The organism is Ferrovibrio sp. GW821-FHT12F09, from assembly GCF_058806775.1.
On sequence record NZ_JBXAPZ010000003.1, the window covers coordinates 408,983 to 423,680 of the forward strand.

The 14,698-nt window shown below is 65.7% G+C and carries 15 protein-coding genes; 4 read left to right on the plus strand and 11 right to left on the minus strand.

Going from position 1 to position 14,698, the window contains the following annotated elements; genetic code table 11:
• Positions 1–116 precede the first annotated feature (116 nt).
• From AC1ROB_RS22270 to AC1ROB_RS22290, 5 genes are all read right to left on the minus strand, one after another.
• Positions 117–1,352: a pentapeptide repeat-containing protein gene (locus AC1ROB_RS22270; RefSeq protein WP_492972870.1), complete on the minus strand. Its 1,236-nt coding sequence runs from the start codon at positions 1,350–1,352 to the stop codon at positions 117–119.
• A gap of 124 nt (positions 1,353–1,476) precedes the next feature.
• The gene (locus tag AC1ROB_RS22275; RefSeq protein WP_492972869.1) at positions 1,477–2,181 is read right to left on the minus strand and encodes an ATP12 family chaperone protein; all 705 of its coding nucleotides are present in this window, start codon (positions 2,179–2,181) and stop codon (positions 1,477–1,479) included.
• A gap of 47 nt (positions 2,182–2,228) precedes the next feature.
• On the minus strand, positions 2,229–4,295 hold the full coding sequence (locus AC1ROB_RS22280) for an AsmA family protein (protein ID WP_492972868.1): 2,067 nt from the start codon (positions 4,293–4,295) through the stop codon (positions 2,229–2,231).
• Positions 4,296–4,324: 29 nt separating this feature from the next.
• Positions 4,325–5,026: an HAD-IA family hydrolase gene (locus AC1ROB_RS22285; RefSeq protein ID WP_492972867.1), complete on the minus strand. Its 702-nt coding sequence runs from the start codon at positions 5,024–5,026 to the stop codon at positions 4,325–4,327.
• A gap of 135 nt (positions 5,027–5,161) precedes the next feature.
• The gene (locus AC1ROB_RS22290; RefSeq protein ID WP_492972866.1) at positions 5,162–5,494 is read right to left on the minus strand and encodes a hypothetical protein; all 333 of its coding nucleotides are present in this window, start codon (positions 5,492–5,494) and stop codon (positions 5,162–5,164) included.
• Between the two features lie 135 nt (positions 5,495–5,629).
• On the opposite strand from AC1ROB_RS22290, the gene queF reads away from it, so the two are divergent.
• Both queF and AC1ROB_RS22300 read left to right on the plus strand, forming a co-directional pair.
• Positions 5,630–6,136, plus strand: coding sequence for a preQ(1) synthase (queF, locus tag AC1ROB_RS22295; protein WP_492972865.1), 507 nt, complete (start codon positions 5,630–5,632; stop codon positions 6,134–6,136).
• Positions 6,137–6,143: 7 nt separating this feature from the next.
• Entirely contained in the window at positions 6,144–6,959 is an 816-nt protein-coding gene (locus AC1ROB_RS22300) for a hypothetical protein (RefSeq protein ID WP_492972864.1), read from the plus strand.
• Here the strand turns inward: AC1ROB_RS22300 and AC1ROB_RS22305 are convergent.
• Complete coding sequence (locus AC1ROB_RS22305; protein WP_492972863.1) at positions 6,934–7,554, minus strand: cysteine hydrolase family protein; 621 nt, start codon at positions 7,552–7,554, stop codon at positions 6,934–6,936. The two genes, AC1ROB_RS22300 and AC1ROB_RS22305, sit on opposite strands and share 26 nt — an antisense overlap.
• Positions 7,555–7,645: 91 nt before the next feature.
• Here AC1ROB_RS22305 and AC1ROB_RS22310 point away from each other — a divergent pair, with 91 nt between their 5' ends.
• Positions 7,646–8,530 carry a LysR family transcriptional regulator gene (locus AC1ROB_RS22310; RefSeq protein ID WP_492972862.1) on the plus strand — a complete coding sequence of 295 codons (885 nt, stop codon included), beginning with the start codon at positions 7,646–7,648 and terminating at the stop codon, positions 8,528–8,530.
• A gap of 8 nt (positions 8,531–8,538) precedes the next feature.
• Here the strand turns inward: AC1ROB_RS22310 and AC1ROB_RS22315 are convergent, their stop codons facing one another.
• The 5 genes from AC1ROB_RS22315 to AC1ROB_RS22335 form a co-directional block, all read right to left on the minus strand.
• A complete protein-coding gene (locus tag AC1ROB_RS22315; RefSeq protein ID WP_492972861.1) occupies positions 8,539–9,864 on the minus strand; it encodes a DUF3422 family protein in 1,326 nt (441 codons plus the stop codon).
• Positions 9,852–10,835, minus strand: a complete 984-nt coding sequence (locus AC1ROB_RS22320; RefSeq protein ID WP_492972860.1) for an RluA family pseudouridine synthase — start codon at positions 10,833–10,835, stop codon at positions 9,852–9,854. The genes AC1ROB_RS22315 and AC1ROB_RS22320 overlap by 13 nt, the downstream gene beginning before the upstream one ends.
• Positions 10,836–10,869: 34 nt before the next feature.
• Positions 10,870–11,274: a hypothetical protein gene (locus AC1ROB_RS22325; RefSeq protein ID WP_492972859.1), complete on the minus strand. Its 405-nt coding sequence runs from the start codon at positions 11,272–11,274 to the stop codon at positions 10,870–10,872.
• Between the two features lie 66 nt (positions 11,275–11,340).
• Entirely contained in the window at positions 11,341–12,633 is a 1,293-nt protein-coding gene (locus AC1ROB_RS22330; protein WP_492973282.1) for a replication-associated recombination protein A, read from the minus strand.
• 47 nt (positions 12,634–12,680) lie between these two features.
• Positions 12,681–14,105, minus strand: a complete 1,425-nt coding sequence (locus tag AC1ROB_RS22335) for a DegQ family serine endoprotease (protein ID WP_492972858.1) — start codon at positions 14,103–14,105, stop codon at positions 12,681–12,683.
• A 101-nt stretch (positions 14,106–14,206) separates the two neighbouring features.
• On the opposite strand from AC1ROB_RS22335, the gene AC1ROB_RS22340 reads away from it, so the two are divergent.
• A complete protein-coding gene (locus tag AC1ROB_RS22340) occupies positions 14,207–14,644 on the plus strand; it encodes a PAS domain-containing protein (protein ID WP_492972857.1) in 438 nt (145 codons plus the stop codon).
• The last annotated feature ends 54 nt before the right edge of the window (positions 14,645–14,698 follow it).

Genomic DNA, 14,698 nt, shown 5'->3' on the forward strand with positions numbered 1-14,698 from the left:
GCAATAGCACATCGCGCAAGCCGGCAAAATAGCCGGCGCTGCAGTGCAATAGTCTAGTAGAAAACCCTGCGATAAAAGGAATTTATCGGGTCTGATATATCAGACCGCAGCGCGTGTCAGGACTGCCGCTGCGGCAGCCGGGCCTCGGTCAGATCGGCACCCTCCAGCAGGGCACGCGCCATGTCGGCATCGTCCAGCCAAGCCTGTCGCAACCTGGCGCCGCGCAGGTCGGCGTTGCGCAGCAGACAGCGCGTCAGGTTCGCCGGGAAGGATCGTACCTGGCCCACCACCAGCGGCCCCAGATCGGCATCGCGCAGATCGGCACGCACCAGCTGGGCGCCAGTCAGGTTGGCGCCGCGCAGATCGGCAGCGAACAGGTTGCAATCGCGCAGATCCGCGTCCACCAGTTTGGCACCCTGCAGCGATGCACGCTCCAGGTTCAGTCCCTGCAGCACCGCCCCTTCCAGCACGGCGCCGGTCAGCACCAGGCCGGGGCGCGGGCCGATGCTGCGCAGATCGAAGCGGCTGAAATCGAACAGCCGTCCGCTGGTGCCATCGGTCTCGACCCACAGGCGATAGAGCCGGAAGGCTTCGTCGATTGAAACATCCAGCTCGGCGATCGAACGTCCCCGCGGCGTATCGTCCAGCACGTCGCGCAGATCCGCATCGGCCAGCTGGGCGTTATCCATGCGGATGCCGACCATGATAGCACCGCGCAGCTGGGCGCCGCGCAGGTTGGCATTGCTGAGATCGGCACCGGAGAGATTCGCGCCGGAGAGTTTTGCCGCGGCAAGGTTGGCCCGGCCGAGCATGCAGTTGATCAGAACGGCATCGCTGAAATCGGTGCGGCCGGCATTGACGCCGCACATGTTGGCGCCGGTGAGATTGGCTGCCACCAGCTTGGCGCCGCCCAGGTCGACGGCATCATGCTCGGGCTTGGCGATGCGTGCCGAGCCATTCGCGTCGCGGCCGGTGGAAACACCGTCGCAGAGATCGGCTTCCTGCAGTTGCGCGCCGGTCAGATCGGCGCCGCGCAGCGATGCGCCGCGGAGATCGGCATGGTCCAGCCTCGCATGCTGCATGCTGGCGCCACGCAGATCGGCACCGAGCAGCGTGGCGCTGCTGAGATTGGTATCGGCCAGATTGACGGCCTGCAGGTTGCAGCCGGTGAAGTCGGCCCCGGCCAGATCGGCGCCGGCCATGGTGAGATGCGACAGGTCGCGGTAATGCAGGATCGCCCGACGCCCGCCGGGCAGTCGCTGACGATACTTTTCATGGTCCGCGATGGTCGCGAGCAGCTCACCATAGCCAACCTTTGGCCGCTGGCGCTGCGGTGTATCTTTACCTGCCATTATGTCGGGCCCCCCCAAAGGCCGACATCAGAGTCCCTGTTCAGGGTACAACTATAGCAAGCGCTTTGCCGGTTCAGTAGAAAAGGTTGCAGCCAGAGGTGATATACAACTTTCGGCAATAAGCCTAAGGGGTCACCTGTAGCAGAGCTAGAAATTGCTCGGTTGCCCGCAGATCGGCGGCCAGATTTGACCGCCGATGGGTCGCCTCGGCATCCTCGCCCCATAGTCCGACTTGATACAGCTCGTCGAGCAGGCTGGCTTCCCAGGCTGTTTTTGCATCGACTCGCCCTTCCAGCAGCGCAAGGCCAAGGACCACCGAGCCGGTATTGGTGGTGGCCGCATGCAGGGCGGTCAGCCGGAAGGGATCGCAGTCATCGCAGGCCTGCCGCAGCCGGGCCTGCAGCGCCGGCGGCTGTGCCACGGCCATGATGCCGCCGGCAACGGCCAGTTCGATGCCGTAGCGCTCGCGGAACCAGTCGAGCAGCGGCTGCCAGACGGCTGCCTGCCGCGCCATCAGTTCCACCGGCTCGGTGGCCCGGTAGACCAGCAGATCAGTCTGGCCATACCGCAGGATTTCCTCGGCGGCGATGGCAGGATTGAGCTGCACGCGGTCGATGGCGGTGGCGGCCAGCCGGGTCAGCGGCATCGCATCGGGCCGAATCTCGGTCTGCTGGGCGTCCCACTCGGCGGCGATCGCCGCGGCCAGGGCCGGCACGGGCAGCCGCATCTCCGCCTTGGCCGGCGTTTTCAGGGGCCGGCCGTCCAGCCGGATGGTGGCCGTGCCGTCAGGCTCGGCCTGCGCCGTCGCCGTCTTGTAAAAACGCTTCATGGCCGCGGCTTATAGCGACGCCGCCAGGCAACGGCAACCAGCCCGGGTCACCGGCCGAACAGGCGCTTCAGATTGTCGACCGGATTGTTCGACTGCGGCTGTTGCGGCTGGGTCGCTCCCGGCTTGGCGGTCGAGGCCGGCACCGGGCGTCCTTCCGCCAGCGCGACTGCCTTGGAACAGGCGGTGGCGGCATCGTCGCCACCCGAACCCAGCGCCGGCGACAGCAGCGCCAGCGGCCCGAGCGCCGCATAGCCAGCCGCCGTGCCCAGCATGTTCTTGGCCAGGGCCGCCGTATCCGGCGTGAAGCCCGGATCGGTCAGAGGCCCGCGCACCATCACCGGCGGCAGCGCCGCCGCCAGACCGGTATCGCGCGAGGATGGCACCAGACGCAGGTTGAGCTGCTCGGTGCCGAGATTGACGGTGCCGTCGCCGGTCATGGTGAAGCTGCCGGTCTCGGCCAGCATCGCCTTGGGCGTCACCACGCCAGCCTTGATATCGAGGCCTGCCACCACGCATTGCAGCTTGGTCTTGGCCGTGGCGCGATCCAGGGCTGCGACCGACCGGGCCAGACCCGGCAGGAAGTCGCGCATGTACTCTTCCTTCAGCTCGCCCTCGCCCACCTTCAGAATCGCCTTACCGTTCAGGCCGGCCATCAGCTGGCGCATGCTGCCGCCCTGGCTGCTGACATCCAGCACCAGATCGGTCGGCGCACCCCGCCGGACGATGTCGGTGATGCCTGCCTTCTGCAGGTATTCGCTGAGCACGATACCCTTGCCATCGAGCTTGGCATTCAAGGTCTTGGCCTTGCCATTTAAGGTGATGTCACCGTTCAGGCTGCCTTGGGCCAGCGCCGCAATGATGGGCTTCACATTCAGCACGCCGTCTTTCAGAGCAATCGCCAGCGCCACGCCCTGGGCATCGATGGTCGGGGCCTTAAAACGGTCGGCCTTGTAGCTGACCTGGGCGTCGGCGGCATTCAGGCCATCGAGCGGCAACGGGTCATTGCTGAACAGGCGACCATCGCCGGATTTGGTCGCAGCCGGCTTCGGCCCGGCCGCCGTGCCACCGCCGGCAGCCGGTTTGGCTGCCGCGCTGTCCTTGGGCATCAGCGCGACCACATCCATGGACTTGGAGACAAGATCGGCCTTCACAGCCGGCTTTGCGCCGGCGAGATTCAGCTCTGCGGTACCGGCAAGATCGCTGTCGGCAATTTTCGCGGCGATGTTGCTGAGGGCATAGCGCTGCGGTCCGGCATCCTTCACATCCGCCTGGAAGGTCAGCGGCACGGCGGGCACCCCGGCCGCGCCAAAGGCCGCAGCCAGCTTGGCCAGATCCGGCGCCTCGGCCGAAACCTTCAGCACCAGGCCTTTGGCCTGCATCGGCTGCGCGATGCTGCCATCAACTGCCATCTTACCGCCCGGAACCGTGACATTCAGTTTCACCGGCCAGGGCCGGCTCGGCGCCATCAGGTCGTCCAGGTTGCCGAGCGTACCGTCAGCCTTGATCTCGTTGCCGTTGACCACCGCCACCAGCTTGGTGGCCAGCAGGTTGCCGCTGGCCTGCTTGATCGAAAACTCACTGAGATTCACATCGGTCTTCGCGCCACTCTGGGCATCGTGATAGGCCAGCTTCACATTCTTCAGCGAGACATTCTCGATCTGCGGCAGGCTGCCGCCAGTCCCTGACTTCGCCGCCTGAGGTGTGGAGGGCTGCTGCTGCGGGGCCGGTTTCTGGCTGGCGAAATCCCAGTTCGCCCGGCCCTGGCGATCCTTTTCGAGCAGCAGATCGACATCGGCCAGCACCAGGCTGTCGACCTTCACCTGGCTGCGGATGAGGGCCATCAGGTCAACCTGCGCCGTGAACTCGCCGATGGTGGCCATCTGCGGCCGGCTGCCCCAGGCAGCATTGGCGAAGCTGACCCGTTTCACCCCGATGCCCAGCGGCCAGAGGCTCAGCTTCATATCCTCGGCGATCTCGAGCTTGCGGCCGGTGGCTTCCTCGACGGCGGCCACGATCTGCGGCTTGAAGCGGTTCACGTCGACGGTCAAAGCCGCGACCACGACAGCGATGACCAGCAGCACCACAACGACGGCAATCCATTTCAACGCGCGCATCTGGCACCTCCGGTCAAAGCTGAAATCGATCAGGCCATCAGTTCGACAACCAGATCAGGAAGTTCCCCGAAGTTTTTGATTATCCTTGCCGCTCCGGCACGAAGCAGAATCTCTTCGTCATGATAGCCCCAAGCCACGCCGATCGCCATCACGCCGGCATTGCGGGCCATCTCCATGTCGTAAGTTGTGTCGCCCACCACGATTGTCGAGCCCGGCACGGCACCGGTTTCCGCCATCGCCTGCAATACCATATCGGGCGCCGGCTTGCCGGCCGCCACCACATCGCAGGTCTGCAGGGTGACGAAACGATCGGCCAGGTTATGGGTGGCCAGGGTGAAGTTGAGACCGCGACGGGCCTTGCCGGTGGCCACGCCGAACAGGAAGCCGGCTGCTTCCAGACGGTCGAGCGCCGGTACCAGGCCGGGGAACAGCGGTTCTTCGTGATCGGGCTCCAGACGCTGGGCCACGGCCGCGACCTTGTAGGCCTCAACCACCGGCGCCAGCGCCCTGCTGCCCAGCGGCAGCAGCAGGCGCTCGATGGCCACTTCCAGCGGCAGACCGACCGTGCGACGGACGCTGTCGGCCTCGGGCAATGCCAGGCTGTTGGCAGCAAAGGCGCTGTGCATGGCGCTGACAATATGATGCTGGCTGTCGACCAGTGTGCCGTCGCAATCGAACAGCACCAGCTTCGGTGGGGTGAAATCGGCAGCAACAGAGACGGAGCGTTCCATGGCGGCAAAAATCGCATGGCCGGCCTCCGGGCTCAACCACGGGGCGGAATTTAACACAAAGATTGTTGGAAATTGGCAAAAAAGAAGGCCTCCGCCACCAGGCGAAGGCCTTCTTCCGATCAGAAACCGGCAGACTTAATTGGTCGCCTTCTTGGCGTCGCGCGCCTTCTGGTCCTGCTTGGCCAGATCCTGCTTGGCCTGGTCTTTCTTCAGATCGGCTTTGCGCTCGTCGGCCTTCTTGATGTCGGCCTTTTTCTCAGCCTTCTGCACATCCGCTTTCTGCTCGGCCTTCCTGACCGACGGCGTCGCCGGGGTGGCGGGCTGGGTCACGCCCGGCTGCGTCACGCTGGGCTGCGCCGGGGTCGCAGGCGTCGCCGGCTGGGCCTGCGCGAAGGCGCCGGAAACGGCGCCAAGCGACAGGGCGCTGGCGAAAGTGACGGCCGTGGCAAGCATCTTGAGACTGGTCATGGGTGCCTCCTTCGGGGGCATGCGCACCGACGGTACATCCACCCGGATGCCTGCGGTCGGTACGGGCATCACGATGCCGGCGGATCGTGGCGACACGGGGATGCAATCAAGGCGTTGTTATGGCAGATAGAGAGCATGACAAAGCCGAAAAAAGCCACTGCCCGTCCCGCCATCACCCGTCGCGCCACCTCCGTGGCCGGCCTCACCCAGCTTGGCCATGAGACGCATCAGCCAGCCAGCCCCGAGCTGGCCGTGCTCGAAACCGTACCCAATCCGCAGCCGGGCACGCTGTATCTGATCCGCTTCACGCAGCCCGAATTCACCAGCCTGTGCCCGATGACCGGCCAGCCGGATTTCGCCCATCTGGTGATCGACTATGTGCCGAACCGGCAGATCGTTGAATCGAAATCACTCAAGCTGTTCCTCAACAGCTTTCGCAATCATGGCGCTTTCCACGAGGACTGCACGGTCAGCATCGCCAAGCGCTTGGTGAGTGCCATGCAGCCGAAATGGCTGCGCATCGGTGGCTACTGGTATCCGCGCGGCGGCATGCCGATCGACGTGTTTTATCAAACCGGCAAGCCGCCGACAGGACTGTGGCTGCCCGAACAGGGCGTCGCCTCCTATCGCGGCCGCGGCTGAGCCATTGATGCTGGCGCGCGGTCTCGTGCTGCTGGTCTTTGCGGTCGGACTGGCCGCATGCAGCGGCATGGAGAACAGCGTGCGCGACCTGAACCGCAGCCTGTATCGCGGCCTGGGCGGCGAAACGCGCACGCGGCCGGTCGACAGCACCAGCAGCAGCGCCGGTACGCCCTGCTTCAGCGCAGAGACCGGCCTGCTCTACACCAGCCAGACCGGACGCTGCGCACCGGGCTACAGCCCGGTCGGCAGCGAACAGGCCGAGCGCCAGTATCAGGCTGCATCGACACGGGAGCCGGTCGCCGGCCGCGGCGCGCCGGAAATCACACCGGCCCCGTCACGCAGTTTCACCCCTGCATCGCGGGCACCCGGCATCGGCACCGTGCCACAGTCCAACGTACCACCGGGCGGACCTGGCGGCGCAGCGGTGACGCCCTATCCCAGCAACGAGGCGCGCGTGGGCGAAGGCATCTATGCGCTTTGCTATAACGACGGCAGCGGCCATGTTTTCGAGGCGCAGGCCTGCCCGCCGGGCAGCCGCTGGATCAACACCGAAGAGGCCGAACTGCTGCAGCGTGCGCAACTGGCGGAAGCCTCCTGGTGTTTCTATCCCGACCGCCGCCTGCTCTATCGCAGCCGCGCCTGCCGACCGGGCGACCAGAAAGTGAATCTGGCCGAAGCCAACCGCATCTGGGACACCCTGCCGGCTGACCGGCGCACCCGAAACCGCCCATCGGAAACCGGCGGCGGCGTGCAGCCGGTACCGTCGATGAACGCCGCACCGCGCGGCGGCGTGAATGCTACGCCGCTGCCTGCGCCGAAATAGCACTTGCATCCTTCAGCACGATGGCGAAGCGGTCGTTCAGCGCTGCCATGGTGATGCGATGCAGGTCCGCGGCCTTCACCGTTTCGGTGCCGGCCGGATCCGGCAGGTCGCGATCCGCACAGGCTGACCCCACCACCGCTGCACGATAGCCATGATCCAGAGCGCTGCGCGCCGTGGCGCTGATGCACATGTGGCTCTGGAAACCGCAGATAATCAGATCGCTGCGCCCCAGCCCCTTCAGCACCTCGTCCAGGTTGGTCCTGGCGAAGCTGTTGGGCAGACCCTTGGTGACGATGGTCTCGCCATCCAGCGGCCGCACGGCAGAAATGAAATCCGCCTTCGGACCTTCGGGGTTGAACAGCGCGCCGCCCGGACGACCATGATGGCGCACATGGATCACCGGCGCGCCATGGGCGCGAGCAGCGGCCAGCAGCTTGCCGATCTCGGCCACGGCCGGCTCGATACCGGTCAGCGGCAGTCCGCCATCGGCCAGATATTCATTCTGGGCGTCCACCACAACCAGGGCAGCCTTGTCCCACAGGAACGGCACGCCGGCAGCGCCGGCCATTTCAAGCAAAGTCTTCGGGCGGGTCATTGACGCCTACTCCATGTTGCAGTCCGGCCGGATGGCCGTATGCCGGATTTAAGCCATGGCGGGCTTTGTGCAAATTCCATAAGATTGCGCGATGACTATGCAAAAACGCACAGAGAGAAAAAGCCAGGGCCAGCCTGACTGGAACGACCTGCGCTATGCGCTGGAGCTGGCCCGCCACGGCAGCCTGTCGGCCACCGCCCGGGTGCTGAAGGTCAACCATGCGACCGTGGCCCGACGCATCGCGGCGCTGGAAGAAACCCTGGGCTATGCACTGTTCGAGCGACGGGCGCGCGGCTACCGCCCGACGCCACTGGCTGCTCCGGTGCTGCAGGCGGCCGAGCAGATCGAGGCCCCCCTGCTTCGTCTTGGCCGACTGGCCGATGCGCAGCGTGGCGAAGCGGTGGAAGGCCTGGTGCGCATCACGGCCACCGAAGGCGTCGCCAGCCATACCATCGCGCCCTGCCTGGCCGAGCTGCGCCGGCGCTGGCCGCGGCTGGAGCTGGAAATCCTGGTCGATCATCGTTCGCTCAGCCTGGCGCGCCGCGAGGCCGACATCGCCATCCGCTGGGCCCGGCCGAAGACCGGCGAACTCTATGCCAGCCGGCTCGGCGCCGTGCCGTACCGCCTGTATCGCCATGCCGCAGCCCTAGATCGCACGGCTGTCGCCGCCTTCGACGAAAGCCTGGACGAGCTGCCGGAATCCTTGTGGCTGAAAAAATCCGGCCTGCGCCAGGCGATCCGCAGCAACAGCATGATCCCGCTGGTGGCCGCCGCCCGTGCCGGTGCCTGCGCCGTGCTGCTGCCCGACTATATCGGCCGGCAGTATCCCGAGCTGACGGCAGACCCCGGCAAGCCGCCGGTGACGCGCGAGCTCTGGCTGGTGCTGCACCGCGATCTGCGCAAGGCACCCAGGGTGCGCGCGGTGGCTGATTACCTGTCGGCGACCATCAAGACGGCGCTGCGCACCACCGGATAATCCGCCAGCTAATGCAGGCCGGCTTTCTGCAGCGAACGGCGGAAGCGGCGCAGGCCCCACCAAACGATCAGCGCCACCACCGGAATGGCGGCACCGATGGCGATCTCCTTGTCGACCGGCAGGCCCAGCGCATGCAGCGCCTGCGCCGCATAGCCGACAAGACCAACCGTATAATAGGTGATGGCGGCGACCGAGAGACCTTCGACGGTTTCCTGCAACCGCAGCTGCAGCCGTGAGCGGCGGTTCATGGCGTCCAGAAGCTCGACATTCTGCCGCTCCAGCGCCACGTCGACGCGCGTGCGCAGCAGATTGGCCATACGGGTGGCACGACGCGACAGGCCTTCGATGCGTTCCGCCATGGTGATACAGGTGCGCATGGCGGGCGAGAGCCGCCGTTCCATGAATTCGCCGATGGTTGGCTGGCCTTCAATCCGGGCCTCGCGCAACTCGGCGATGCGGCGCTCGACCAGGGCATGATAGGCGCGCGCCGCACCGAAACGATACGGCGTCTCCACCGCCAGTGTCTCCACCTCGGCGGCCAGGCCGGCGATTTCGCGCAACAGGGTCTGCTCGCTTTCATGAGTCTCGTCGACCATGCGGGCCGCGAGCTTTGCCAGGCCCTGCTCCAGCACCGTGATGCGCGGCGCCACCTGCTGCGCCAGCGGCAAAGCCAGCAGCGCCATCATGCGATAGGTTTCAATATCCAGCAGGCGCATGACGATGCGGCCGCATTGCGCCGCTGTCAGGCCGCGATCCTGCAGGATGAACCGCACGGTATCGTCGGCACCAAGATGGAAGTCGGTCCATACCGTGGCCTTGCCTTCGGCCAGTTCACTGGCGGCCAGGGTCGGCCCGTCGAGCAGCTGCGCCAGTGCCGTCTGGGCCGGCATGATATCGGCAGCGGACAGCACCGTGACATCGGCCGCGATCATGAGCCGGCCCGGCAGATGGCCGAGCCAGTCGGACGGCAGCGGCAAGGCGGCAGCCGGCGGCTGCAGCGGGGCGCCAGTCGTACGGCTGAGATAGAGTGTATAGGTGGAAAATTCGGTGCGTTTTTCCCAGATCAGATGACCGCCATCAGCCAGCGGCACGGCCACATGGCGGGCACCGGTCTCGGGTTCCGGCAAGCCGGCGGACCGGCACAGCGCAGCCAGATGAGCATGTTCGGCCGCGGCATCGTCGGGCCTGAGCATCAGGCCGAGATGCAGCACGCGCGCCGGAGCAGCCAATGGCAACGGCGGGCGGGCATGGACCTCGGCGGCCAAAGCCGGGCGCAGCGGGTGAGCCCGCTGCCGCAGATCGTCAGGCAGAAGGGGCCGGTCTATTCCAGCCATGCATCGGCGCTTTTCTCGATCTCCAGACCGAGAAAGTCCCAGGTCGCCTGCATGTGTTCCGACAGAGGCGCCTTGACCTCAAGAAAACCGCCATCGGGATGCGCCAGGCGGATGGCGCGGGCATGCAGATGCAGCTTGCGGCTGACGCCGCCGGTGAGATGCGCTTCGGCGCCACCATACTTGCCATCGCCGACAATCGGCCGTCCCATCAGGGCGGCATGAACGCGCAGCTGATGCGTACGACCGGTCAGCGGCGCCATGGCCAGCCAGGAGGCACGACGGCCGGCCGTGTCGATGGTGCGATAGAGCGTGACGGCATTCTTGCCGTCGTCTTCGTCGGCCGCCATCTTCTCGCCGGCAGCGCCAGGCAGTTTTGACAGCGGCATATTGATCTTGCCCTGACGAATTTCCGGTACACCCATGACCAGGGCCCAGTAGAGCTTGTGCGCCTCGCGCGCCTTCAGCGCACCGGCGAGCTTTGCCGCCGCAGAAGCCGTGCGTGCCAGCAGGATGACGCCGGAGGTATCCTTGTCCAGGCGATGCACCAGACGCGGGCGGTCCGGCGCACCGAATTTCAGAAACCCGAGCAGACCATCGAGATGTTCGGTCAGACCGGTGCCGCCCTGGGTCGCCAGACCGGGCGGCTTGTTGATGACCAGAACCGCCTCGTCCTTGTGCAGGATGGCAGCTTCGAGTTCGGCGATACGCGCCGGCGTGGCACGGGCCGGCCGGGGTTCGCGCGGCCTGTCATCATCCTTGGGCGGATCGCCCAGCGGCGGAATGCGGATCGCCTGCCCGGCCTCAAGCCGGGTGGCGGCCTTTGCGCGACCGCCATCGACGCGAACCTGGCCGGTGCGCAGCAGCTTCTCCAGCTTGGCATGGCCAAGCCAGGGATAGTGGCGCTTGAACCAGCGGTCGAGCCGCAGATCGGCTTCGCCGTCATCGACGGTGCGGGTGATTACCTGGGACATGAAGGAATACTCTGTGTGAAAGGCGATGGACCGCTCAGCGCCAGACGCGGCGCACGCGATCTTTTTCCTGGGGTTCTTCCGGCGGTGTCTGCGCGACCGGCTCGGCAGCGCGCTGGCGCGCCTTCTCGGCCTGGCGCTCGACCCATTCCTGACGCTTCTGCTCGTGGACTTCCAGCGACTGCACTTCGATTTCGCATTCCTGCCCGGCCTGGAAGATGATCTGCCGGGTCACATTCTTGAACTGTGCGAGCTTGCTGTAGAAGCAGTCCTCCCGGCTGGGCACCTGGCCCGGCGTATAGAACGGCTTTTCCTTCGGCATGTTGATGGCATAGTTGACCAGCCCGCCGACTGCCAGCAGACCAAGGGCAAAACCGCCATAGATGCCGAGCCGTTGCAGCACGGAAAATCGCTCCATGACATTGCTGAATGTAGACGCCATACGCCCATTATATACGGAAACAGCCTAGCGGTCAGCGGTTCACGCTTGGTTAACAGACGGCCGGGGCTATCCGCCCCCGCCCTCCTGCCGGCGCGCCCGCAGCTTTTGCCAGTAGTCCAGCCTTTTCAGGATGTCGCGTTCGAAGCCGCGCTCCACCGGGCGGTAGAAGGTCTGCCGGTCCATATCCGACGGGAAGTAGTTCTGGCCCGAGAAGCCATCCTCCGCATCGTGATCATAGGCATAGCCGGCATTGTAGCCGAGATCCTTCATCAGCTTGGTCGGCGCGTTCAGGATATGCATCGGCGGCATCAGTGAGCCATGTTCACGCGCCGCGCGCTTGGCCGCCTTCTCCGCCTTGTAGGCGGCGTTCGACTTCGGCGCCGTGGCCAGGTAGATCACCGCCTGCACCAGACCGAGTTCCCCTTCCGGAGAGCCGAGGAAGTCGTACATATCCTTGGCCGCCAGCGCCTGCACCAACGCCTGCGGATCGGCCATCCCGATATCCTCGGCGGCGAAGCGGACCAGGCGGCGGGTGATGTAGAGCGGGTCCTCGCCCCCGGCCAGCATGCGCGCCATCCAGTACAGCGCCGCATCGACATCGGATCCGCGCAGCGACTTATGCAGGGCCGAGATCAGGTTGTAGTGTTCGTCCTGGGTCTTGTCATAGATCGGTGCACGCTTCTGCAGCGTCTCGGCGAGACGGGCATTATCGAGCGGTTCGGTCTCCACCGGCAGGGTATAGATCTGCTCGGTCATGTTGAGCAGGTAGCGGCCATCGCCATCGGCCATGGCGCGCAGGGTCGCACGGGCTTCGGCCGTCAGCGGCAGTACGCGGTTCTCGATGGCTTCGGCGCGGCTCAGCAGCGATTCCAGAGCGGCATCGTCGAGGCGATGCAGCACCACAACGGAGGCGCGCGACAGCAGGGCCGAATTCAGGGCGAAGCTGGGATTTTCGGTGGTGGCGCCGACCAGCACCACGGTGCCATCTTCCACATAGGGCAGAAAACCATCCTGCTGGGCCCGGTTGAAACGATGGATCTCGTCGACGAACAGCAGCGTGCGCTTGCCCTGGGCCCGGCGCTCGCGCGCGGCCTCGAAGACCTTGCGCAGATCGGCGACGCCGGAGAACACTGCCGAGAGCGGCGCGAATTCCAGATCGGTGGCATCGGCCAGCAGGCGGGCGATCGAGGTCTTGCCGGTGCCCGGCGGGCCCCAGAGGATCAGGCTGGCCAGCTTCTTCGCCTGCACCATGCGGGCCAGCGGCCCCTCACCCTTCAGCAGATGGTCCTGCCCGATGATGTCGTCCAGCGTCTGCGGCCGCAGGCGGTCGGCCAGCGGCCCGGCCGGTGCAACCTCCATACCGGCCGCACTGAACAGCGTTTCGGCGGTGCCGCCGGTCTTCTTAGTCATAGCTTCACCGAGAAGCTGAGCAGCTGCTTGCCGCGCCGCAGGACAATCGTCCACTGACTGCCGCGCAGCAGGCCCTGCAACTCGCGTACGTCATCGACATCCTGGTTGTTGATCTTCACGACGATGTCGCCGGGGCGCAGGCGCAGCCGGTTGGCCGGCGAGCCGGCCACAATCTCGGTGACGATCACGCCGCGCTCCAGCGTATCGACGCCGATCTCTTCGGCATAGGCCGGCGACAGGTTGGCCACGGTGGCACCCGCCAGCGGCTGGTTGCCGGCAAGCGACGTCACCTGCCGCGGCGGATGTTCCGGCGCCTCGGTGAGCGCGATCTGCAGACTCTGGCGCTGGCCGCGGCGCAGGACGTCCAGGCGTGCCGCCTCGCCCAGCTTGCGGGTGGCGATACGGAAGCGCAGCGCCTGTGCGTCATTCACCTCGCGCCCGTCGATGGCCAGCACCACGTCGCCGGCCCGAAGGCCGGCACGGTCGGCGGGACCATCACGATAGACTTCACCGATCAGCACGCCATTGGGACGTGTCAGGCCGAGCCCCTGCGCGATCTCGTTGGTCACGGCTTCGCCGCGCGCGCCGAACCATGGCCGCTTGATTCCCTTGCCGGCCATGGCGCTGGCAACCGTGGATGACACCAGATTGGCGGGGATGGCAAACCCGATGCCGATCGAGCCGCCCGAGCGCGAGAAGATCGCCGTGTTGATGCCGGCGAGCCGGCCATCCAGGGTCAGCAGCGCGCCTCCGGAATTGCCGGGATTGATCGCCGCATCGGTCTGGATGAAGGACTGTGCGTTCAGGTCTTCAGAGATGGCGCGGCCGACGGCCGAAACGATGCCCTGCGTCACCGTCTGTCCCACGCCGAAGGGATTGCCGATGGCGACCACCAGATCGCCGACCAGCAACTCGTCGGAATCGCTGAATTCCAGATACGGCAGCGTCTCGCCCTGCGTCTCGATGCGCAGAACGGCCAGGTCCGAGCGCGGATCGGCCGCAATCACCCTGGCTTCGAATTCACGACGGTCGCTCAGGGCAACGACGATTTCGGTGGCGCCATCGATCACATGGTTGTTGGTGACGATGATGCCCTCGGCCTCAACGATGACGCCGGACCCGAGCGACTGCGCCACACGCTCGCGCGGCTGACCGCCCTGCAGCTGGTCGCCGAAGAAGCGACGAAAGAACGGGTCGTCCAGCAGGGGGGAGCGCTGTACTTTCTCGACCCGGCGGGTATAGACGTTGACCACCGCCGGCGCGGCGCGCTGCACCAGCGGCGCAAAGCTGAACTGGATTTCGGCCCGGCTGGCCGGCACCTGGCGCTGGGGCGTCTGCGCCAGCGGATGACCGGCCGGGGCCAGACTGAACAAGGTCAGCAGCGAAAGGATCAGGGCGCGGAGAGCAAGGCGTATGGTCATGGCCCCGGTTAAATAAGGATGTTTCCAAAAGGTTTTCAATGGGCCAGCGTCTGTTGCGCCACATTAACCCGGTATTCACGCCATCAGCCCGATGTTAGCGCATGATTCTTGAGCAGCCAGTCCTACAGAAACTGCGCGCCTACTGGGATGCCAAGCGGGGCAGCCTGACTTATCCAGCCCGCGATCAGATCGACCCGCTGGACCTGCGTTTTATTCTCGGCAGCCTGATCCTGGTCGATGTGGAGCCGGAGCCGCTGCGCTTCCGCTACCGCCTGTTCGGAAGCGACATCGCGCGCCGCCAGGGTTTCGACATGACCGGCAAATATCTGGAGCAGCATCCCTGGCCCGAACTGGCGGCCATGGCGCGCGAAACCTATTGCCAGGTACTGGAAAGCGGCGGGCCGGCACTGATCCGGCGCCAGGGCCTGATCGACGATCAGTATGTCGACCATATCTCCCTGATTCTGCCGCTCGGCCACGAGCGTGTCGAGATGCTGCTGGCCGGCGTGGTCTTCACGCCCCTGCCCCATCCGGCCTGATACAAAATGAAAACGGCGGCCCGGAAACCGGACCGCCGCTTCAGATACGATATG

What these genes read in the sequence shown, in the direction of transcription:
- AC1ROB_RS22270 (WP_492972870.1), bottom strand. Translation starts at nt 1,352, where the DNA reads ATGGCAGGTAAAGATACACCGCAGCGCCAGCGGCCAAAGGTTGGCTAT.
- AC1ROB_RS22275 (WP_492972869.1), bottom strand. Translation starts at nt 2,181, where the DNA reads ATGAAGCGTTTTTACAAGACGGCGACGGCGCAGGCCGAGCCTGACGGC.
- AC1ROB_RS22280 (WP_492972868.1), bottom strand. Translation starts at nt 4,295, where the DNA reads ATGCGCGCGTTGAAATGGATTGCCGTCGTTGTGGTGCTGCTGGTCATC.
- AC1ROB_RS22285 (WP_492972867.1), bottom strand. Translation starts at nt 5,026, where the DNA reads ATGGAACGCTCCGTCTCTGTTGCTGCCGATTTCACCCCACCGAAGCTG.
- AC1ROB_RS22290 (WP_492972866.1), bottom strand. Translation starts at nt 5,494, where the DNA reads ATGACCAGTCTCAAGATGCTTGCCACGGCCGTCACTTTCGCCAGCGCC.
- queF (WP_492972865.1), top strand. Translation starts at nt 5,630, where the DNA reads ATGACAAAGCCGAAAAAAGCCACTGCCCGTCCCGCCATCACCCGTCGC.
- AC1ROB_RS22300 (WP_492972864.1), top strand. Translation starts at nt 6,144, where the DNA reads ATGCTGGCGCGCGGTCTCGTGCTGCTGGTCTTTGCGGTCGGACTGGCC.
- AC1ROB_RS22305 (WP_492972863.1), bottom strand. Translation starts at nt 7,554, where the DNA reads ATGACCCGCCCGAAGACTTTGCTTGAAATGGCCGGCGCTGCCGGCGTG.
- AC1ROB_RS22310 (WP_492972862.1), top strand. Translation starts at nt 7,646, where the DNA reads ATGACTATGCAAAAACGCACAGAGAGAAAAAGCCAGGGCCAGCCTGAC.
- AC1ROB_RS22315 (WP_492972861.1), bottom strand. Translation starts at nt 9,864, where the DNA reads ATGGCTGGAATAGACCGGCCCCTTCTGCCTGACGATCTGCGGCAGCGG.
- AC1ROB_RS22320 (WP_492972860.1), bottom strand. Translation starts at nt 10,835, where the DNA reads ATGTCCCAGGTAATCACCCGCACCGTCGATGACGGCGAAGCCGATCTG.
- AC1ROB_RS22325 (WP_492972859.1), bottom strand. Translation starts at nt 11,274, where the DNA reads ATGGCGTCTACATTCAGCAATGTCATGGAGCGATTTTCCGTGCTGCAA.
- AC1ROB_RS22330 (WP_492973282.1), bottom strand. Translation starts at nt 12,633, where the DNA reads ATGGAGGTTGCACCGGCCGGGCCGCTGGCCGACCGCCTGCGGCCGCAG.
- AC1ROB_RS22335 (WP_492972858.1), bottom strand. Translation starts at nt 14,105, where the DNA reads ATGACCATACGCCTTGCTCTCCGCGCCCTGATCCTTTCGCTGCTGACC.
- AC1ROB_RS22340 (WP_492972857.1), top strand. Translation starts at nt 14,207, where the DNA reads ATGATTCTTGAGCAGCCAGTCCTACAGAAACTGCGCGCCTACTGGGAT.